This window comes from Pseudomonas sp. B8(2017) (assembly GCF_002113575.1).
GTDB lineage: Bacteria > Pseudomonadota > Gammaproteobacteria > Pseudomonadales > Pseudomonadaceae > Aquipseudomonas > Aquipseudomonas putida_Z.
The window spans coordinates 49,339-68,941 of the sequence record NZ_NEIO01000002.1 but is presented as its reverse complement, the minus strand read 5'-3'; the positions used below and the strand labels follow the sequence as shown (position 1 = coordinate 68,941).

Annotated in this window: 16 protein-coding genes and 1 pseudogene; 8 read left to right on the top strand and 9 right to left on the bottom strand. The window is 63.7% G+C overall.

The genetic code is table 11. From position 1 onward, the window contains the following. Positions 1 to 129: 129 nt before the first annotated feature. Positions 130 to 1,020, top strand: a complete 891-nt coding sequence (locus CAG22_RS03800) for a universal stress protein (RefSeq protein ID WP_085704459.1) — start codon at positions 130 to 132, stop codon at positions 1,018 to 1,020. A 242-nt stretch (positions 1,021 to 1,262) separates the two neighbouring features. Beyond that, the gene (locus CAG22_RS03795; protein ID WP_085704457.1) at positions 1,263 to 3,386 is read left to right on the top strand and encodes a TonB-dependent siderophore receptor; all 2,124 of its coding nucleotides are present in this window, start codon (positions 1,263 to 1,265) and stop codon (positions 3,384 to 3,386) included. Positions 3,387 to 3,515: 129 nt separating this feature from the next. On the opposite strand, the gene CAG22_RS03790 is transcribed toward CAG22_RS03795, so the two are convergent. The 4 genes from CAG22_RS03790 to CAG22_RS03775 form a co-directional block, all read right to left on the bottom strand. After that, positions 3,516 to 4,037 (bottom strand): acyloxyacyl hydrolase, encoded by a 522-nt coding sequence (locus tag CAG22_RS03790; RefSeq protein WP_085693210.1) that lies wholly within the window; start codon positions 4,035 to 4,037, stop codon positions 3,516 to 3,518. A gap of 197 nt (positions 4,038 to 4,234) precedes the next feature. Continuing rightward, positions 4,235 to 4,981, bottom strand: a complete 747-nt coding sequence (locus CAG22_RS03785) for a phytanoyl-CoA dioxygenase family protein (protein ID WP_085704455.1) — start codon at positions 4,979 to 4,981, stop codon at positions 4,235 to 4,237. A 54-nt stretch (positions 4,982 to 5,035) separates the two neighbouring features. After that, entirely contained in the window at positions 5,036 to 5,479 is a 444-nt protein-coding gene (locus tag CAG22_RS03780; RefSeq protein ID WP_085704453.1) for a hypothetical protein, read from the bottom strand. 125 nt (positions 5,480 to 5,604) lie between these two features. After that, positions 5,605 to 6,471, bottom strand: a complete 867-nt coding sequence (locus tag CAG22_RS03775) for a LysR substrate-binding domain-containing protein (protein WP_013972688.1) — start codon at positions 6,469 to 6,471, stop codon at positions 5,605 to 5,607. 107 nt (positions 6,472 to 6,578) lie between these two features. Between CAG22_RS03775 and CAG22_RS03770 the strand changes: the two genes are divergently transcribed. Further along, entirely contained in the window at positions 6,579 to 7,964 is a 1,386-nt protein-coding gene (locus CAG22_RS03770) for an aldehyde dehydrogenase family protein (protein WP_039613622.1), read from the top strand. Positions 7,965 to 8,113: 149 nt separating this feature from the next. Here CAG22_RS03770 and CAG22_RS03765 read toward each other — a convergent pair whose 3' ends face one another. Further along, positions 8,114 to 10,024 (bottom strand): AAA family ATPase, encoded by a 1,911-nt coding sequence (locus tag CAG22_RS03765; protein ID WP_085704451.1) that lies wholly within the window; start codon positions 10,022 to 10,024, stop codon positions 8,114 to 8,116. Positions 10,025 to 10,212: 188 nt separating this feature from the next. After that, a complete protein-coding gene (locus CAG22_RS03760; protein ID WP_085589571.1) occupies positions 10,213 to 11,112 on the bottom strand; it encodes a helix-turn-helix domain-containing protein in 900 nt (299 codons plus the stop codon). A gap of 183 nt (positions 11,113 to 11,295) precedes the next feature. On the opposite strand from CAG22_RS03760, the gene CAG22_RS03755 reads away from it, so the two are divergent. The 3 genes from CAG22_RS03755 (at position 11,296) to CAG22_RS03745 (ending at position 15,233) form a co-directional block, all read left to right on the top strand. Further along, positions 11,296 to 12,654: a glutamine synthetase family protein gene (locus tag CAG22_RS03755; protein ID WP_085589569.1), complete on the top strand. Its 1,359-nt coding sequence runs from the start codon at positions 11,296 to 11,298 to the stop codon at positions 12,652 to 12,654. Between the two features lie 181 nt (positions 12,655 to 12,835). Continuing rightward, entirely contained in the window at positions 12,836 to 13,924 is a 1,089-nt protein-coding gene (locus CAG22_RS03750) for a polyamine ABC transporter substrate-binding protein (RefSeq protein WP_085589567.1), read from the top strand. Positions 13,925 to 13,937: 13 nt separating this feature from the next. Continuing rightward, positions 13,938 to 15,233, top strand: a complete 1,296-nt coding sequence (locus CAG22_RS03745) for an FAD-binding oxidoreductase (RefSeq protein WP_085704449.1) — start codon at positions 13,938 to 13,940, stop codon at positions 15,231 to 15,233. A 102-nt stretch (positions 15,234 to 15,335) separates the two neighbouring features. Here the strand turns inward: CAG22_RS03745 and CAG22_RS03740 are convergent, their stop codons facing one another. Beyond that, positions 15,336 to 15,641 (bottom strand): DNA-binding transcriptional regulator, encoded by a 306-nt coding sequence (locus CAG22_RS03740; protein ID WP_085704447.1) that lies wholly within the window; start codon positions 15,639 to 15,641, stop codon positions 15,336 to 15,338. After that, positions 15,628 to 16,005, bottom strand: a pseudogene (locus CAG22_RS03735) (type II toxin-antitoxin system RelE/ParE family toxin); the annotation flags it as partial. The pseudogene CAG22_RS03735 and the gene CAG22_RS03740, both read right to left, overlap by 14 nt. A gap of 211 nt (positions 16,006 to 16,216) precedes the next feature. On the opposite strand from CAG22_RS03735, the gene CAG22_RS03730 reads away from it, so the two are divergent. Beyond that, positions 16,217 to 16,894: a DUF3313 domain-containing protein gene (locus CAG22_RS03730; protein WP_085704445.1), complete on the top strand. Its 678-nt coding sequence runs from the start codon at positions 16,217 to 16,219 to the stop codon at positions 16,892 to 16,894. 140 nt (positions 16,895 to 17,034) lie between these two features. Here CAG22_RS03730 and CAG22_RS03725 read toward each other — a convergent pair whose 3' ends face one another. Then, positions 17,035 to 18,411 carry an L-serine ammonia-lyase gene (locus CAG22_RS03725; RefSeq protein ID WP_085589562.1) on the bottom strand — a complete coding sequence of 459 codons (1,377 nt, stop codon included), beginning with the start codon at positions 18,409 to 18,411 and terminating at the stop codon, positions 17,035 to 17,037. Positions 18,412 to 18,557: 146 nt separating this feature from the next. Between CAG22_RS03725 and CAG22_RS03720 the strand changes: the two genes are divergently transcribed. Beyond that, complete coding sequence (locus tag CAG22_RS03720; RefSeq protein WP_075046970.1) at positions 18,558 to 19,499, top strand: LysR substrate-binding domain-containing protein; 942 nt, start codon at positions 18,558 to 18,560, stop codon at positions 19,497 to 19,499. Positions 19,500 to 19,603: the final 104 nt, after the last annotated feature.

Below are 19,603 nucleotides of genomic sequence, written 5' to 3'. Positions count from 1 at the left end.
ATGATGGGGCCCGCATCATACCCGACACACCGTGCCGCGCCAGCCTCCGTCGGCTGCTCATGCGGCCCTGCGCGGTCTAGACTGAACAAGACCAGATCACCGGGGGGCTGCCACACGTGGAGGTGTGAGATGAGCCAGTTCAAGCGTCTGTTCGTCATGCTCGGCCCGCAGATGCGCCACACGCCGGCGCTGCAACGCGCTGCGGCGCTGGCGGAATCCAGCGGTGCCTTGCTGGATATCAACGTGTTCGTCGACGATGTCGACACCTTCGGTTTGATGAGCGATAGCCGAGAGCGGGAACGGCTGCTCAGTGACAACCGCCAATGGCTGGCGGACGAAGCCGAGCAACTGGCCAACGCCGGCCTGGATGTATCTACCGAACTGCTGCTGACCCGCGACCCGCTGAGCAGCGTGCTGGAGCGGGTGGAACGGCTGGGTTGCGACCTGCTGATCAAGGACGTGCAGCACGAACCGGTGCTCAAGCGCCTGCTGGTAACGCCTCTGGACTGGCAGTTGCTGAAGGACAGCCCGGTCGCCGTGCACCTGGTCAGCGATATCCGCCTGCCGCTGCCCCGGCAGATTGCCGCCGCGGTGGACCTGAACAGCCATGGCGCCGGCGAGCACCTGGATGAGCAGGTGATCCATTGCGCCCATGCCCTGGCCCTGCAGTGCAATGCCGAACTGCACCTGCTGCATGTGTGCGACGCGGCCAAGACCCACATTGCCGACTTCGGCGCCGGCACGGTGACCATGCCTGGCTTCGATGTCAGCGTGCGCACCGCGCAGCGTGCGGCGTTCAACAGGCTGGGCGACCACCACCAGATCCCGCTGGAGCGCAGGCACTTCCTGGAAGGGGCCGCGATCAAGGCGATTGCCCAGTTCGTCGGGCACAGCCGGGCGGATGTGATCGTGATGGGCAGCCACCGGCATGACGCCATGCAGACGTTCCTGGGCGGGACCACGGCGCATGTGCTGGAGCATCCGCTGTGCAATGTGCTGGCGATCAAGGCGGTTCGCTGAGAACTGCTGCACCTGAACTGGCCTATTCGCGGGCGCGCCCGCTCCCACAGGTCATGCACAAAGCCTGAGCCTGTGACGAACCTGTGGGAGCGGGCGTACCCGCGAAGAATCCAGCACAAATTCCACTTGGTATCTGGTACACCAGTGCCACATAAAAAGAATGCACTTGATAATGATTCGTAGTAGTTTCTCGGCGCTTGCCCACCCTACCCTCAGCGCCCTACTCCAGGATCGTACCGTCGATGCGTCGCACGTTCGTTTCGCTTTGTGTGCTTCATGCTGTCTCTCCGCTGGCCTTTGCCGAGCCTGAACCGCTCAGCGAACCCGCCCAGATCGAACTCCAGGCCCTGAACATCACCAGCAGCGCCGACAGCGAACGTGCCGATGGCCCGGTCGAGGGTTACAAGGCTACCCGCTCGGCCAGCGCCACCCGCACCGACACCGCCCTGCACGAAACCCCGCAATCGGTCAGCGTGGTGCCCAAGGATGTACTGGAAGACACCGGCGCCACGCGCCTGCAGGACGGCCTGGACTACGCCGGCGGTGTCGGCCGCGCCAACAACTTCGGCGGCCAGGGCCTGACCACCTTCACCGTGCGTGGCTTCACCACCGGGGAGTTCTACCGCAATGGTTTCCCGATCAACCGCGGCTACCCCAACGCCCCCGACGCCAACACCGTCGAGCGCCTGGAAGTGATCCGTGGCCCGGCCAGCAGCCTGTATGGCCGTGGCGACCCAGGCGGCACCTTCAACGTGGTCAGCAAGCAGCCGCTGCCAGAGTCGAAAGTTACCCTGGGCAGCCAGTTCGATGATCAGGGCATGCACCGTGCGACCCTGGACGCCACCGGGCCGCTGAACCAGGACGGCTCGCTGGCCTACCGCCTGAACCTGCTGGGCGAAGGCGGCGAAAGCTTCCGTGACGATGTGGAAAGCGAGCGCTATGACGTGGCGCCTGTAGTCAGCTGGCAGGTCAACGACAGCACGAAGATCGTCTTCGAGGGCGACTTCATGCGCAACAACCATCCGTTGGACCGAGGCCTGACCCGCTACCCGACCCAGGCAGGCAGCGCTTCGCGCGATACCTACATCTGGGAGAAAGGCAGCGACAACCTGCTGCACAATGACAACAACATGGCCCAGGTGCGCTTCGAGCACCTGCTCAACGACAACTGGACGCTGGGTGGAGGCTTCCAATACCTTGACGGCTCGCTCAAAGGCAATGCTGTAGAGGCCACCAGTGCCCCCGCAGATGGCCGTACCCTGCAGCGCAACTTCAATTACCGCAAGCTGGAGTGGACCGACCGCGACTGGCAGCTGAACCTCACCGGGCATTTCGATACAGGCGCGTTCAGCCACACCCTGCTGACCGGCGTCGAGTACGAGAACTATCACTACAGCTCGATCATTCGACGTTCCACCGCGCCCTACACGATCGATATCTATAACCCGGTACTAGGCCAGCCGAGGCCGGAGCTGGCAGCGGTACCAACCACCTGGGACAGCGAGAAGCTCGAGACCTGGGCGTATTTCATCCAGGACCAGGTGGCCCTGACTGAGCGCTTGAAGGCACTTGCAGGTGTTCGCTTCGAGCGTTTCGAGCATGACTACGACGACAAGCGGTCCGCAAACCGAGATTTCAGCAAAGGCGAGAATGGCGTCACCCCGCGCGTTGGCCTGATCTACGACCTGACCGAAACTGTCGCTGTCTATGCCAACACCGCCCGTTCGTTCAAGCCTAACAGCGGCGCCAGCCTGCAAGGTTCGGGCTTCGACCCGGAGAAAGGCAAATCGTATGAGCTGGGTGTCAAATGGGAAGCGCCGGACCGTGAGCTGAGCGTTGACGCGGCGATCTACCACATCGTCAAGGAAAATGTGCTGACACGCGACCCGGCGGACCCCAACTACAACCTTGCCGCTGGCGAAGTACGTAGCCGTGGTCTGGACATCAACATCGCCGGCAACCTGACGCCGGAGTGGCGCGTGATCGGTGGTTATGCCTACGTTGACGCTGAAGTGACCAAGGACAACCGCCTGCCCTCTGGCACCCGGCTGGCGAACATTCCAAGGAACAGCTTCAGCCTGCTCAACACCTACGAATTCCAGGACGGATTGGCCAAAGGCCTTGGGCTGGGGGTTGGGGTGAAGTACGTCGATGACCGCAATGGCCAGACCGAGGCAGTGACTTACAACATGGACCAGTACACCGTTGTCGACCTGCTGGCCTTTTACAAGGTCAACGACAACATTCGCCTCAATCTCGACCTGAAGAACCTCTTCAACAAGGAATACGACGAGGGAGCATTCAACTTCTACGCCTACCCGGGTGCGCCGCGGACGGTGCAGGCTGGGGTTTCGTATACCTTCTGACCGTTCTTGGGGCTGCTTTGCAGCCCATCGCCGGCAAGCCAGCTCCCACCTCGACCGCATCGTCCCAGCCATACGCGGTCCCTGTGGGAGCTGGCTTGCCGGCGATGGGCCGCAAAGCGGCCCCCGGTCTCAGAACCCTTTGCTGTAGAACAGCGAGTACGACTCGATGCCGTCGTTAGGCTGCTTGAGCCCCGCGTTGGAGTAATGCATCGCGCGGATCCCCACCTTCTGCTCCCCCGGCAGTTTCAGGCCGAAGCCGATGCGGTCTTCGAAGTTGACCGACGAGCCCAGGCGCTGGTCGCCCACGTCGGTCTTGGAAAACGCCGCCAGACCAATGCCGGCCTCGATGTACGGGGTATAGGTGAAACCGCTGAACTCGTAGGTGAACACCGGGCTGAACGACAGCGAGTGCGCGCCACTGGCCTCACCGCCTTCCCAATAGGTGTAGGCCGCATCCCAGTATCCGGTCAGATGACCGGTGCTGCTTTCCAGCCATTTCTTGTCCCAGTCGAACGACAGGCCGATACGGTAGGTCATGTCACCTTGGCCAGTGGCGCCAATGGCGCCGCTCACCTGCGCTGCCTGGGCCAGATTCGCCCCGGCAAAGGCCAGCACTGCAGCAGCCAGCGAAGCTGCTAGACGGGTTTTCATCAATGACTTCTCCTGATGGTCTATACGGCAAGTGGGGGCTTGGGCCCCTCGATCTTATGTGGTGACCGGATGCATCCAGACCGGTCACACGAAGTAATACTTTTCTGATTATCGACCAGATAAACAGAAAGTTGAAAGTGAATTGCCACCATTGGCTAATACCCTGCGCCAGCATCTGCCATGCCGAACAGCAGCGGTCAGTCGTATTCCGCCTCTTGGTGTTCGCCCAGCAGGCGCCTTTGCCTGGGTGTGGCCTCCTCCAGCACCTGCGGGTTGAAACGCCAGTTCAGGTACGGCGAAAACTTCTGCGCGACCATGCGCCGGCCATAGTGCACTTGCAGCATGTCGCGCTCGCGTGACTGGGTGCAGTTGGCCCCGCCGCTGTGCCAGACATCGCTGCGAAACACCAGCGCGTCCCCTGCCTTGCACAGCACCGGCTGGGCCTCACGGCCCTGCCAGTGTTGCTCGCCAGCCTGCGGTGGCCGCGCCGCGCGGTGGCTGCCGGGCACAATCCAGGTCGGCCCGATGTGATGGTCGATATCGCTCAGGTACAGCTGCGCAGTCAGGATCTGCGGGGGCTGGGTGAAGTCGCCGCGCTCGCTGAGCCAGTCGGGCAACTGCATGGGCAGATGGTCCAGGTGCAGGGCCACGCCGGGGTAGCCCGGGTGGCTGCGCCAGGCGGTCTGGCCGATCACATGGCAGTCGGCGCCCAGTGCCGCTTCGGCCAGGGCAATCAGCGGCGGCAGGTCGAGAAAGGGCAACCACAACGGGTTGCGGTTGAACACGCACTTGTAGTGTTCCAGCAGCCCCTGGTAATCCCAGTGGATGGGCTGCAGGTCATCGATAGCGCAGCGCAACAAGGCGATACGCAAGGGTTCGAGCACACCGGGGAGCAACACATAGCCCCGCTCGTCCAACATCTCCAGCTGAAGGTCCAGGCTCATGGCGATGCGCTCCTTTCAGGCAGGAGCACATCCGTACTCCTGCCCGTTTTTCCATCAACGCCAGTTCAGGTTCACGGTTGCGGGGGTCTTGCCATTCACGGTCACCAATTGCTGCACCGTCTCACCCTGGGCGTTGCCAGTGACTTTGTATTTACCGGGAGGCAACTGCACATACAGCAGCGGCCCGGCATCCGTAAGGCTGAGCACGGGCTGGCCCTGTGCATTCTGGATGTCGACGGTGGCACCGCTCTGGAACTTGCCTTCCGGGCCGGTGGAGAGTTCCACGTGCAGGTCATAGCCCGGGGTCTTGCGCAGGGCGTTGGCTTCATCCTGGCCGATGCCGCCTTGCAGGTAGCGGACGCCGTTCTGCTCCTGCTGTTGCAGTTGCACGGCCTGCATGTCGATGGGGGCATTGTGGTCGGAGGCGGCCGCCAGGGTCCATGGCAGCGCCAGGGCGATCAGCAGCGCCGCGCCGAGGGCATAGTGATGGTTACGCATGGTACGACCCTCCTTTCGAGGATGGCTTACCTATTATCTGATCCTTCGGGCGTAACGGCGTTCGTGCTGATGCATGGTCATCTTGATGAAATTCGCATCAACGGTGTGGATATTGCGCTGGAACATCAGGTTGCGCGCCCTTCCTCGAGCAGTTTCACGAACATGCTCAAACTGCGCGATACCGTGCCCCGGCGCCACACCAGCCAGGTCTTCAGGTAACGGAAATCCTCCGACATCGGCCAGGCACTGACGGTGCTGCAACCGGGCATGTTGTCGAGCATGCTGCGCGGCATCATGGCCAGGCCGGCGCCGGCGCTGACGCAGGCCAGCATGCCGTGGTACGACTCCATTTCGTGGATCTTGCCCGGCACTGCCTGGTCCTGCACGAACCAGTTCTCGAAGTGGTGGCGGTACGAACAGTTGGCGCGGAAGGCGTAGATGCTTTCGCCGTTGACGTCCTGGGCGCGGGTTACCGGGGCGTGGTTGAGCGGCGCGATGACCATCATTTCTTCCTCGAACACCGGCATGCCTTCCAGCGTCGGGTGCAGCACCGGCCCGTCGACGAACGCCGCCACCAGGCGGCCAGACAACACGCCTTCGAGCATGGTCCCGGACGGCCCGGTGGACAGGTCCAGGTCGACCTTGGGGTAGCGCTGGTTGTAGGCCGCCAGCAAGGCCGGGATGCGCACCGCGGCCGTGCTTTCCAGCGACCCCAGGGCGAAGGTGCCTTGCGGGTCTTCACCGGCCACGGTCAACCGCGCCTCATGCACCAGGTCGAGGATGCGCCGGGTGTATTCGAGGAAGTTCCAGCCTGCGGGGGACAGGCGCAGGCGGCTCTTCTCGCGGATGAACAGCTCCACGCCCAGGTCCTCCTCCAGTTGCTTGATACGCGTGGTCAGGTTCGACGGCACCCGATGGATATGCTGCGCGGCGGCACTGATGCTGCCCTGCTCTGCCACGGCCTTGAAGATCTCCAGTTGCACCAGGTCCACAGCCTTTCTCCAAACGTGAATGTTTCGCTCATTATTATTCAGTTTTCATTAAAGCCATAGCCCACTAGTCTGGCGTCACGGTTCAACAACAACGAGAGTGTCCCGCCATGAGCGCGATCAGCAGCCTGACCCACGCCATCTCCCTCGACCCGTACAGCGGCGAGCAGATCGGCGCCTACCCGTTCGACACCGACGCCGCACTGGAAGCGGCGCTGCAACGCGCCAAGGTTGGCTACCGCCAGTGGCGCCAGGTGTCGCTGGGTCAGCGCAGCGAGTACCTGCTTGCCCTGGCCAGCACCCTCGAAACCAAGGCCGAAGCCTTCGCGCAAATGATCAGCCGCGAAATCGGCAAGCCTGTCGCCCAGGCCCGTGGTGAAGTCAGCAAGTGCGTCGGCCTGTGCCGCTGGTACGCCGAACATGGCCCGGCCATGCTCGCCGCCGAGCCGACCCAGGTCGAGAAAGCCCGCATCGAATACCGCCCGCTGGGCCCGATCCTGGCCGTGATGCCTTGGAACTTCCCGGTCTGGCAGGTATTGCGCGGCGCCGTGCCGGCGATCCTGGCCGGCAACACCTACGTACTCAAGCACGCGCCGAACGTGATGGGCAGCGCCTACCTGCTGGGCGAGCTGTTCAAGGATGCCGGCCTGCCGGAAGGCGTGTTCGAAGTGCTGAACGTGACCCCGGACGGCGTCACCCGCGCCATCAACGACCCGCGCATCGCCGCCGTGACCCTGACCGGCAGCGTGCGTGCCGGCATGGCGATTGGTGCACAAGCCGGCGCCGCGCTGAAGAAGTGCGTGCTGGAGCTGGGCGGTTCCGACCCGTTCATCGTGCTGGCCGACGCCGACCTGGATGCCGCCGTGAAAGCAGCCGTGATCGGCCGTTACCAGAACACCGGCCAGGTCTGCGCTGCGGCCAAGCGCCTGATCGTCGAGGAAAGCATCGTTGACGAATTCACCCGCAAGTTCGTCGAGGCCACTCGCGAGCTGAAGGTCGGCAACCCGCTGGAAGAAGGTACCTACATCGGCCCGATGGCCCGTTACGACCTGCGCGACGAGCTGGATGGCCAGGTCCAGGCGACCATCGCCGAAGGCGCCACCCTGCTGCTGGGCGGCCACAAGGTCGATGGCGTTGCCAACTTCTACGCGCCGACCGTGTTCGCCAACGTCACCCCGCAGATGACTGCGTTCAAGCAGGAGCTGTTCGGGCCGGTGGCGGCGATCATCAGCGCACGTGATGCGGAGCATGCGGTGGAGCTGGCCAACGACAGCGAGTTCGGCCTGGCCTCGACCATCTACACCGCCGACTACGCGCTGGCCGAGCGCATGACCGCGGCGCTGGATACCGGCGGCGTGTTCATCAACGGCTATTGCGCTTCCGACCCCCGCGTGGCGTTTGGCGGGGTGAAGAAGAGCGGCTTCGGGCGTGAGCTGTCGCACTTTGGTGTGCGTGAGTTCACCAATGCCCAGACTGTGTGGCTGGACCGTAACTGATTCATGACCCTGGGGCTGCTTTGCAGCCCTGTGGGAGCGGGTTTACCCGCGAATCAGGCGACACGGTGCCCGGCACCGGCTGCGCCGGTGTTCGCGGGTGAACCCGCTCCCACAAGGACTTTGAAGGGCTGAAAAAGCGGCCCCAGGGCTCAATCCCGAACCTGGTCCTTGACCCAGTCCAGCATCCCCCCCGGCACGATCAGTTCATGCCGCGCCCGCGAACAGGCGGTATACAACCCCGCCAGCATCCGCGCCCGTTCATTGCGGTTCCCCGCCACCTGCGGCACCACCATCAGCTCCGGCGACACCATCACCCGGGCGAACTCCATGTTCTTCACATCCCGCACCCGCCCCAGGAACAGCTTGGGCGCCTTGTCCCAACGGTAACGGCTCTTGGCCCTGGCAAAGTGCTCTGGCGTGTAGCCCTTGCGCAGCATGTTGGCCACGGCGACGAACGCCTTGTCATCACCCTTGTCCTGCTCCAGCGCCTGCCAGCTGGCATAGCGGAACAGCATCGGGTGACGCGGCCGGGTGCCATGGCGGTACAGCTCGATACAGTCTTCGACGAACAGCTCGAAGTCCTTGCGCGCGCTTTTCAGCAGCACGAACGGCACGCCCTGGTGGGTCAGGCGCTGGAACCAGCCAAACAGGCCCCATTCATCGTCGACGATCAACGCCGTGGGCTGTTCCGGCACCGTTACCGCATCGAAGAAGCTGACCCGGGTGTAATGCTCGGCGCTGCCGCTGAAGGCTGCCTGGATCGCCGCCGGGTGGGCCTGGATCAGCGGGTTGAGCACGTTGTCCATCGCCGGGCCGGCCCGCAGCGAGTGGTCGATGTAACGCTGGCGGATGAAGCCGCCATGGTGCGCGCTGAGGCCGTTTAGGTTCTGCAGCTCGTCACCCAGGGCAATGATCGACTGCGGGCTGCGATCGAGCACGGCAAGCATCGGTGCCGACAGCTCGTGGGCCTCGTCGACGATGACATGGGTGTAGCGGCTGTCGATCACATAACCGGTCAGCGACAGCAGTTTGACCCGGTGGTAGTCGCGCACCGGCAACTGGATTTCCCGTGCCGACGGGCGAATCAGCTCCTGCCAGTACAGCCGTGCCTTTTCCAGCAACACTTCCTGGTCCAGTGGCGTGGTCCCCGGCCCGGCCCAGGGCAGGTGGTGCAACTGCAGCTGGGTGTCGGCGCTGTGGCAGAACGTGCGCACCGCGCGGATGCACAAGGCAACCACATCGCGCGCGGCGAGCGGGCCGATGTCGGGAATGGCCAGCCAACGTACCACCTGCGCATCCTGCGGGCGCCACGAAAGCTTGGTGCGATACGGGTCGCGCAGGCGCCAGCCATTGCTGGTGAGGTCGCGGTTGAGCAGCTCGTCGGCCAGCTGGCCGAAGGTCAGTGCGGTGTAGGCGGCGGCATCCTTGACCCGCGCCTGCAGCGCGCGCAGCTGGCCTTCGGTCAAGGCCAGCAACAGCGTGCGCTGCGGCTCGAGCAAACGGGCGAACTGGTGAATCAGGAAGGTCTTGCCGGTGCCGGCAAAGCCCTGAACCGCCACCGACTCATCGATACCACTGAGGAATTCGCGCAGCAGGCGGTTCTGTTGGTCGCTGAGCATCAGGTCGCTGGCCAGGGAAGGCAGGTACACCGGGTGCAGCGGGGTTGCCCGCTGGCGGTAGCTGTCGGCGAACTGGAAGTTCCACTGGCCCTCGGCGTCCAGCAGTTCGTCGGCCTGGTACTCCACCTCGGTCGACAGCAGTGCGATACCGTTTTCGCCCAGCATGCCCAGGCCCATGGCGAAGGCTTCGCGATCGAAGTGCTGCGCCACCTGGCCCGGGAAGCGCCCCGGCGCGGCGCTTTCGACCTCGTTGGCAATGCGCACTATTTCGGCAAAGCGGCGTTCCTGCGTATCCGCCGAGGCGGTGGCGGGCTGGCGCGGCAGGTTCTGCACGAACAGCACTGCGGCGGCGTCGAGGACGCTGGCGGTGGTGAAGAAGTCGGTGGTGGGCTCGCTGGCGAGGCGGTCGGCCTGGTCGCTGGGCAAAGGCAGGTAGAACATCGGCACCTCGGGTGGAATCAGGGCGGCACGATAGCAATTTTCGCTGTGGAATGCTGGGTTGTGTATTGCCTGGGCCGGCCTCTTCGCGGGCTTGCCCGCTCCCACAGGATCACCTCAGGGCCAGGTATTGTGAGGTCCCTGTGGGAGCGGGCGAGCCCGCGAAGAGGCCAGCAGCTACACCACCAGATTCAGCCCCTGCCCCGCTTCAAGGTCTCGCTGGGAAACTCCTTGAACAACTGCCGGTAACTCTCTGAAAACCTTCCCAAATGCCAGAACGACCAACGCATCGCCACCTCGGCCACGGTCACTTCACCGCCGTGCAGCAGATCGCGCCGCGCACCGTTCAGCCGGCGCAGGCGCAACCAGTGCGCCGGCGGCATCCCGGTATACGCCTTGAAGGCTTGCTGCAACTGACGCAGGGAAACCCCGGCAACATCCGCCAGCTCCACCAGGTTCAGCGTCTCCTCCGGGCAGTCGGCCGCCCACTCGCTCACCCGGCGCATGATCGCCCGTTCCTCGTCACGCCGGCCCAATGCCACGCCCTGCAGGCGCTGGCAGGCGTTGTCGAGGATGAACAGGCAGTCTTCCAGCAGTTGCTCCGCCAGGGCCTGCCCCTGCAGCGGGCAATCCGCCTGGCCCAGGCGGGTCAGCGTCGCGCTCAGCCAGCTGCCGAACAGCGCGTTCTGGCCGCTGCCCAGCGGCACCATGAACAACCCTTCCAGGCGCTGCGGGTCCAGCCCGTGGCGGGCCAGGAAGGCCTGGTCGAACACGACCGCCACTTCCTGGTAGTTCTCCGGGGTGATCCAGATGTTGCGGCTCTGTTCGTTCAGCAGGTACAGGCTGTTCTCGCTGCGGTCGAAGCAGAACGCCAGCGAACCGCTGGGTGCGCGGAAAAACTGCTCCACCCGGGTGTTCAACCGCTCCTCGTAGACCTCCACCCCGTCCAGCCCCAGGCAACGCAGCTCTCCGCTGAAATGCCCGGGCGACATCTGCCGGTACTGCTGCTGCCACCCAGGGGTGGCACGTACTTGTTCGGTCACGTCGGTGGTGTGGAAAGCCTGGACTTGCAGGGCATTGGCGGTTGTCACGCTCGGTCCTAGTTGCACTCTTTTGGTGCATTCATTGCCGGAGAAAGTGGATAGATCAGCCATGCGGGCTGCGACCAAGATAGTCTCCAGCGCGTCACCTGGGAAGCGGGACGCCTTCGAAACCGTAGAACGGTTTACGCTGGCACGCTTGCTCCCACACTAAAACCCAACCAAGAGGTCTGTATGAACGCCCCCTTCGATCAGCTGTCCACCTGGCTGAAAGAACACCGGATCACCGAAGTCGAATGCGTGATCAGCGACCTGACCGGCATCGCCCGCGGCAAGATCGCGCCCACCGCCAAGTTTCTCCACGAGCGTGGCATGCGCCTGCCCGAGAGCGTGCTGCTGCAGACGGTCACCGGCGACTACGTTGACGATGACATCTACTACAACCTGCTCGATGCCGCCGACATCGACATGGTCTGCCGCCCAGACCCGAGCGCCGTGTACCAGATCCCGTGGGCGATCGAGCCGACCGCGATCGTGATCCACGACACCTTCGACAAGCAAGGCAACCCCATCGAGCTGTCGCCGCGCAACGTGCTGAAGAAAGTGCTCAAGCTGTATGCCGACAAAGGCTGGCAGCCGATCGTGGCACCGGAGATGGAGTTCTACCTGACCCAGCGCTGCGAAGACCCGGACCTGCCACTGCAAGTGCCGCTGGGGCGTTCCGGCCGTGCCGAAAGCGGCCGCCAGTCGTTCTCGATCGATGCCGCCAACGAATTCGACCCGCTGTTCGAAGATGTCTACGACTGGTGCGAGATCCAGGGCCTGGACCTGGACACGCTGATCCATGAAGACGGCCCGGCGCAGATGGAGATCAACTTCCGCCACGGCGACGCCCTGGACCTGGCCGACCAGATCACCGTGTTCAAGCGCACCATGCGTGAAGCCGCGCTCAAGCACAACGTGGCCGCCACCTTCATGGCCAAGCCGATCACCGACGAGCCCGGCAGTGCCATGCACCTGCACCAGAGCGTGGTCGACATCGCAACCGGCAAGCCGATCTTCGCCAATGAAGACGGCAGCATGAGCCAGCTGTTCCTGTACCACATCGGCGGTTTGCAGAAGTACATCCCCAAGCTGCTGCCGATGTTTGCGCCCAACGTCAACTCGTTCCGCCGCTTCCTGCCGGACACCTCGGCACCGGTGAACGTCGAGTGGGGTGAAGAAAACCGCACCGCCGGCCTGCGCGTGCCCACCTCCAGCCCCGAGGCGATGCGCGTGGAAAACCGCCTGCCGGGCGCCGATGCCAACCCGTACCTGGCCATCGCCGCCAGCCTGCTGTGCGGCTACCTGGGCATGATCGAGCGCATCGAGCCCAGCGCACCGGTGCAGGGCCGTGCCTACGAGCGGCGCAACCTGCGCCTGCCGATCACCATCGAGGACGCCCTGCAGCACATGGAAGACTGCGAGACCGTGCAGCAGTACCTGGGCAAGCAGTTCGTCCAGGGTTACGTAGCGGTCAAGCGCGCCGAGCACGAGAACTACAAGCGCGTGATCAGCTCGTGGGAGCGTGAATTCCTGATGCTGAGCGTCTGATCCACCCAAGGGGTGCTTTGCACCCCATCGCCGCGGTTCGTCGCCACGACAAGCCGGCTCCCACAGGTTCTCCATGAACCTGAAGCCTGTGCTGTACCTGTGGGAGCCGGCTTGCCGGCGATGGGCTGCAAAGCAGCCCCAACACACCGAACGCCAAGAACAAGACCAACGAGGTGTCCCCATGCGTCATCTGCAAACCCTGATCCCCACCGCATTCGCCCTGCTGTTCGCCACCACCACCCAGGCCACCCCCTCGGTCAGCGTTTACAACTGGACCGACTACATCGGCGACACCACCGTGGCCGACTTCCAGGCCAGCAGCGGGATCAAGGTGGTCTATGACGTGTTCGACTCCAACGAAACCCTGGAAGGCAAGCTGCTGGCCGGGCGCACCGGCTATGACGTGGTGGTGCCATCCAACCACTTCCTCGCACGCCAGGCCCAGGCCGGTGCCTTCCTGCCGCTGGACCGCAGCAAGCTGCCCAACTGGCAGCACCTGGACCCCAAGCTGCTCAAGCAGCTTGAGCAGAACGACCCTGGCAACCAGTACGCCGTACCCTACCTGTGGGGTACCAACGGCATCGGCTACAACATCGACAAGGTCAAGGCGGCCCTGGGCGTCGACCATATCGATTCATGGGCGGTGCTGTTCGAGCCCGAGAACCTGAAAAAGCTCAAGCAGTGCGGCGTGGCGTTCATGGACTCGCCCGACGAACTGTTCCCGGCCGTGCTCAACTACCTGGGCATGGACCCGCGCAGCGAAAAACCGGCCGACTACGCCAAGGCGGAAGCCCGCCTGCTCGAACTGCGCCCCTATATCACCTACTTCCACTCCTCCAAGTACGTTTCCGACCTGGCCAATGGCGATGTCTGCGTGGCCTTCGGCTACTCCGGCGACGTGTTCCAGGCCGCCAACCGCGCCGTGGAGGCAAAAAACGGCGTGAAAGTCGCCTACAGCATTCCCAAGGAAGGCAGCAACCTGTGGTTCGACCTGCTGGCCATCCCCAAGGACGCCAACAACCCCGAACAGGCCCTGGCGTTCATCAACTACCTGCTCGATCCCAAGGTGATCGCCAAGGTCAGCGCCACGGTCGGATATGCCAACGCCAACCCCGATGCCCAGGCCTACATGGACGCGTCGCTGGTGAAAAACCCCGAGATCTACCCACCCCAGGACGTGCTGGACAAGCTGTACATCTCCAGCACGCCGAGCCCGAAGATCATGCGCGTCATGACCCGCTCCTGGAGCAAGATCAAGTCCAACCGCTGAGTCGAGAACGCCCATGTCTTTCACTACCCAACACACCGCTTCGTACTATGCCGCCACGGCACGCGATGCAGCGCCCTATCCCAGCCTGGACGGCGAACTGACCGCCGATGTGTGCGTGGTCGGCGGCGGGCTGACCGGGGTCAATACCGCCCTGGAACTGGCCGAACGCGGGCTCTCGGTGGTGCTGCTTGAAGCCCGGCGTATCGGCTGGGGCGCCAGCGGCCGCAACGGCGGCCAGCTGATTCGCGGCATCGGCCATGACGTCAGCGGCTTTGCCCGGCATGTCGGCCAGGACGGCGTGCACTACCTGAAACAGGCCGGCATCGATTCGGTAGCGCTGGTGGCCAGCCGCATCGCCCGGTACGGCATTGCCTGCGACCTGCGCTGGGGCTTCTGCGAACTGGCCAACACCCCTGCGCAGTTCGCCGCATTCAAGGACGAACAGGACGACCTGGCCGCACTCGGCTATCGCCCTGAAACCCGCCTGGTCAGTGCCGACCAGCTGCATGAAATCGTCGCCAGCGACCAGTACGCCGGCGGCCTGGTGGACATGGGCTCGGGCCACCTGCACCCGCTTGACCTGGTCCAGGGCGAAGCCCGCGCCGCCCACGGCCTGGGCGTACGCATCTTCGAGCAGAGCCCGGTGCTGCGCATCGAGCACGGCCCCCGCGTGACCCTGCACACAGCCCGTGGCAAGGTGCGGGCAAGCAGCCTGGTGCTGGGCTGCAACGCCCACCTCGATGAACTGGAACCACGCCTGAGCGGCAAGGTGCTGCCGGCCGGCAGCTACGTGGTGGCTACCGAGCCATTGCCCGAGTCACTAGCCAGCAGCCTGATCCCGCAGAACATGGCGCTGTGCGACCAGAAAGTCGGCCTGGACTACTACCGCCTGACGGCAGACCGGCGCCTGCTGTTCGGCGGTGCCTGCCACTATTCCGGCCGCGACCCCAAGGACATCGCCGCCTACATGCGGCCCAAGGTGCTGAAGGTGTTCCCGCAGCTGGCCAACGTGCGTATCGACTACCAGTGGGGCGGCATGATCGGCATCACCGCCAACCGCTTCCCCCAGGTCGGGCGCCTCAGCCAGCACCCCAACGTTTACTACGCCCAGGGCTATTCCGGGCATGGGCTGAACGTGACGCACTGGACGGCGAAACTGCTGGCCGAAAGCATCGCCCTCGGCCACAGCCAGGGGCTGGACGTGTTCAGCGCCGTGCCACACCTGACCTTCCCCGGCGGCAAGGCACTGCGCTCGCCGCTGCTGGCGCTGGGGATGTTGTGGTATCGATTGCGGGAGGTGTTGGGTTGACGTGGCAGCAGGCTTGCCTGCGAATCGGAAGTTAAAGGAAAATTTTCAAAAAAACCGTAATTCACTGTTTCTAAAGGACTTTCAAAAAATCAGACAAAGGACTCAAAGAAGAACCTGTAACCCTTTGTTTTTAATGATATTCAGCAGCTTCAAAGCCGGTCCCGATGGGCGTGTCTCGCCCTGCTCCCATTTGCGCACTGTCGATGCGCTCGTGTGCAAATGCATCGCAAAGACCGGCTGACTGAAGTTGAGTGCCTCGCGCAAACGGCGTATGTCCAGTGCGCTGAAATCTCGCACCGGTGCAGGGCATAGCGCTTCGTAATCCCGAAGCGTGACCTTGCCGATCGCTCCGGCCTCGTGCAGGGCGACAAGGTCCTCGCGTAACGATTGAATCAGTTTGCTGCTCACAACATACCTCCATCAGCACACCCGCCTGCAACGCCCGGCAGAGCGCTAGCGGTGATAAATCCAGAAAGACTTTGCCAGCGAATCGCAGCGCTTTCTGTTCCTCCAAGGTGATATTTGCCTTGTCACTTTTGGCAAAGCCATGCAGGAAAACACATCGATTGCCGATGCGGGCGGAAAGAAGAGTTCGATAACCGCCGCGCTTTCCCGCACCATGCGCTGCCACGCGTTTTTTGAACAACTCACCACCCAGGCTCGCATCGACCAGGCCCCTGCACATCTCGTCCACTGCTTTGCACAGCACTTCGTCGCTGAGCCTGTGAGCGGCTTGCCAACGCGCGAAATCCTTGCGCTTGAAAATTTCCATCACCGGACCCCAACCATACCCTTAACGGGCATAGTTTTCCAAGGGCGGCAGAAACTGAAAAGCCAGCGAGGTCCCAAGACACTGTAGGAATTTGCGCGCCTGGAAACATTACCGCAGCCAATTCCCACTACAGATTGAACCAGCCCACTGGCCAACTGTCGCGCACCTGCTAGCGTTGTTCTGGCCGACCTATCATGGATGCATCTTCATCATGAAATCATTGCCCCGCATCACCCTGTTGTGCGCCGCACTGCTTACCATGGCCGCCTGCTCCAGCAATCGCGTGGACCCGAAGGACTACTCCGGCTTCCTCAAGGATTACAGCCGGCTGCAGGAAGCCAAGAGCCCGTCGGGTGACCCGGTGATGCGCTGGATCGACCCCAAGGTCAACGTCAACCAGTACAGCCAGGTGTTCATCGAGCCCAGCCAGTTCTACCCCAGGCCGCAGCCGACGGCGGTCATCTCGGCGCAGACGCTGCAGGAAATCACCCGCTACTTCAACGAAGCGCTGCGCCGTGAAATGGGCAGCGTGGTACCGCTGGCCAAGGGCCCCGGCCCGGGCGTGATCGTGGTGCGCCCGGCCATTACTGCGGTGTCCACCAGCAACGAGGGCCTCAAGCCCTATGAGGTCATCCCTATCGCGCTGATTTCAGCCGGTGTGAACACGGCCATGGGCGGCCGTGACCAGGAGGTGGATGTCGGCGTGGAAGCTGCGTTCCTCGATGGTGCCAGCCAGAAAGTGCTGGCTCAGGTCGTGCGCAAGGGCACGGGGCAGGATCTGGAGAACAAGACCACGCAGCTGACCCTGAATGACGTCAAGCCGGTGCTGGATGGCTGGGCCAAGGACATGCGCGCGAGCTTCCTGGAAGCGAAGCAGAAAGCCCGCTAAAGCCTAACTGGTCCATGTAGGAGCGGCCTTGTGTCGCGATGGGGTGCGGAGCGGCCCCAGATCCACGTATACAAGCTGAAATCGCTGGGGCTGCTTCGCAGCCCTTTCGCGACACAAGGCCGCTCCTACAGCTGACCGCGTCAGCATTCGACGAAGGCAACGGCCAGGCCGCCGCGCGAAGTCTCCTTGTAGTTGGCATGCATGTCCGCCCCGGTATCACGCATGGTGCGGATCACCCGGTCGAGCGAGATGAAGTGCTCGCCATCCCCCCGCAACGCCATCTGCACGGCGTTGATCGCTTTCACCGCAGCAATCGCGTTGCGCTCGATGCACGGCACCTGCACCAGGCCACCAACTGGGTCGCAGGTCAGCCCAAGGTTGTGTTCCAGGGCAATCTCGGCGGCATTTTCCAATTGCGGCGGCGTAGCGCCCAGCACCTGGGCCAGGCCGGCAGCGGCCATCGAACAGGCTGAGCCCACCTCGCCCTGGCAACCAACCTCAGCCCCGGAAATCGAAGCGTTCTTCTTGCACAGGATGCCGACCGCCGCTGCCGCCAGCAGGAAGTCCACCACGTCCGCGTCGCACGCGCCCGGGTTGAACTTCATGTAGTAGTGCAGCACCGCCGGGATGATGCCAGCCGCACCATTGGTAGGCGCCGTGACCATGCGCCCGCCGGCGGCGTTCTCTTCATTCACCGCCAGGGCGAACAGGTTGACCCATTCCATGGCGCTGAGGGTGGAACCGATCACGTTGGGCTTGCCCAGTTCCTGCAGGCTGCGATGCAGCCGCGCCGCTCGGCGCTTGACGTGCAACCCGCCCGGCAGGATGCCTTCGTTGCGCAGGCCGTTGTCGACGCATTCACGCATGGCGCCCCAAATCCGCAGCAAGCCCTCGCGGACCTCGGCCTCCGGGCGCCAGGCACATTCGTTGGCCATCATCAACTGCGCCACGCTCAACCCATGGGCCTTGCACAAGGCCAGCAACTGCGCGGCACTGTCGAACTCGTACGGCAGCACCAGCGCATTCGCTTCGACAGCTGGCGCATCGATCTCGGCTTGCTCGACGATAAAGCCACCGCCCACTGAATAGTAGGTCTGGCGCAACAGGCTGCCCTGCCCGTCCATGGCTTCCAGGCTCATGGCATTGGGGTGGTACGGCAGGTTCTCGTCGAGCAGCAGCATGTCGCGGCTGTAGTCGAACGCCAGCGGGTGGCTGCCATCGAGCATCAGGCAGTGCTCCTGCATCACCTGGCGAATGCGCGACTCGATGGTGGCCGGGTCGATACGGTCCGGCCACTGCCCCATCAGGCCGAGCAGGCAGGCACGATCGGTGGCGTGACCAACCCCGGTGGCCGACAGCGACCCGTATAGCCGCACCTCGACACGGCTTGCCCGGGCCAGCAGCCCCTGTTCGCGCAGGGCCTGGGCAAAGGTAGCCGCCGCCCGCATCGGACCGACGGTGTGGGAACTGGACGGCCCGATGCCGATTTTGAAAAGGTCGAAAACACTGATAGCCATGCTAATGCCTGACCGTGCCCGGGTATGAAGCCGCAGCACGGTTATCTGGAGAAATTGAGCGGTATTGCGATTTTGCGCGATACTGCCGCGCTGGCTCATGGATGACCAACGAAACTTCCTAAGCAAGGCTTTAGTGGTACTAAACGATGCGACGACAACTCAACGGCCAGACGTTCGTCTGGCTACACGTGTTCGCCTGTGCGGCCCGGCACTTGTCCTTCACCCGCTGTGCCGAAGAGCTGCACATCACCCCGGGCGCGGTCAGCCAACAGATGCGCCAGCTGGAGGAACGCCTGGGCTATCGGCTGTTCCTGCGCCGGGCGCGCGGTGTGGAACTGAGCGCCGAAGGGCAACGCCTGGCGCAGACGGTGACCGAAGCCTACGGCAGCATCGAAGCCGAACTGCTGCGTCTGGACGCAGGGGAAATCCGCGGCACCTTGCGCCTGCGCTCGATCCCGTCGTTCCTGGCCAAATGGCTCACGCCTCGCCTGCCGCGCTTTCAACAACGCTACCCGGACATCGAGCTGCGCCTGGTGGCCGAAGACAGTGCCCAGGCGTTGACCCCGGGCGATTTCGACCTGGCCATCGACCTGAACGATGGCAGCTACCCCGGCATGCTCTCGACGCCGCTGCTGGACGAGCAGATCTTCCCCGTCTGCTCCCCCACCTTGCTGCGCGGGCGCCCGCCGCTGCACGGGCCGGCAGACCTTGCGCACTACCCGCTGCTGCACGACATCACGGCCTGGCGCGGCAGTTCGGAATATGCCGAATGGGAGTTCTACCTGGAGGGCATCGGCGCCGCCGGCCTGGATGTGCGGCGCGGGCATACCTTCAACCGCAACCACCTGACCATCGAGGCGGCGATTGCCGGCATTGGCGTGGCGATTGCCCGGCGCACGCTGCTCAACGACGAACTGGAGCGCGGGGCGCTGATCGTGCCGTTCGGGGTGCCGATCGCCAATCACAAGCGCTATGTGGTGCATTACCCGCCGGGCGGGCTGAACCAGCCGGGGGCGCGGGCGGTGCATGACTGGCTGGTGGAGGAAGCGCGGGGGTTCAGGGAGTTGCACCCGCTGAACAAGGACTAGGCCAGCCAATTGCGCTTGCACACTGCAAATGACTCATTGAATTGGCAGGGCCCCTGTAGGAGCGGGCGTGCCCGCGAACACCGGCGCAGCCGGTGCCATGCACC

Excerpts from the sequence above, each read along its gene's own strand:
- CAG22_RS03800 (WP_085704459.1), top strand. The coding sequence starts at position 130 with ATGAGCCAGTTCAAGCGTCTGTTCGTCATGCTCGGCCCGCAGATGCGC.
- CAG22_RS03795 (WP_085704457.1), top strand. The coding sequence starts at position 1,263 with ATGCGTCGCACGTTCGTTTCGCTTTGTGTGCTTCATGCTGTCTCTCCG.
- CAG22_RS03790 (WP_085693210.1), bottom strand. The coding sequence starts at position 4,037 with ATGAAAACCCGTCTAGCAGCTTCGCTGGCTGCTGCAGTGCTGGCCTTT.
- CAG22_RS03785 (WP_085704455.1), bottom strand. The coding sequence starts at position 4,981 with ATGAGCCTGGACCTTCAGCTGGAGATGTTGGACGAGCGGGGCTATGTG.
- CAG22_RS03780 (WP_085704453.1), bottom strand. The coding sequence starts at position 5,479 with ATGCGTAACCATCACTATGCCCTCGGCGCGGCGCTGCTGATCGCCCTG.
- CAG22_RS03770 (WP_039613622.1), top strand. The coding sequence starts at position 6,579 with ATGAGCGCGATCAGCAGCCTGACCCACGCCATCTCCCTCGACCCGTAC.
- CAG22_RS03765 (WP_085704451.1), bottom strand. The coding sequence starts at position 10,024 with ATGTTCTACCTGCCTTTGCCCAGCGACCAGGCCGACCGCCTCGCCAGC.
- CAG22_RS03755 (WP_085589569.1), top strand. The coding sequence starts at position 11,296 with ATGAACGCCCCCTTCGATCAGCTGTCCACCTGGCTGAAAGAACACCGG.
- CAG22_RS03750 (WP_085589567.1), top strand. The coding sequence starts at position 12,836 with ATGCGTCATCTGCAAACCCTGATCCCCACCGCATTCGCCCTGCTGTTC.
- CAG22_RS03745 (WP_085704449.1), top strand. The coding sequence starts at position 13,938 with ATGTCTTTCACTACCCAACACACCGCTTCGTACTATGCCGCCACGGCA.
- CAG22_RS03730 (WP_085704445.1), top strand. The coding sequence starts at position 16,217 with ATGAAATCATTGCCCCGCATCACCCTGTTGTGCGCCGCACTGCTTACC.
- CAG22_RS03725 (WP_085589562.1), bottom strand. The coding sequence starts at position 18,411 with ATGGCTATCAGTGTTTTCGACCTTTTCAAAATCGGCATCGGGCCGTCC.
- CAG22_RS03720 (WP_075046970.1), top strand. The coding sequence starts at position 18,558 with ATGCGACGACAACTCAACGGCCAGACGTTCGTCTGGCTACACGTGTTC.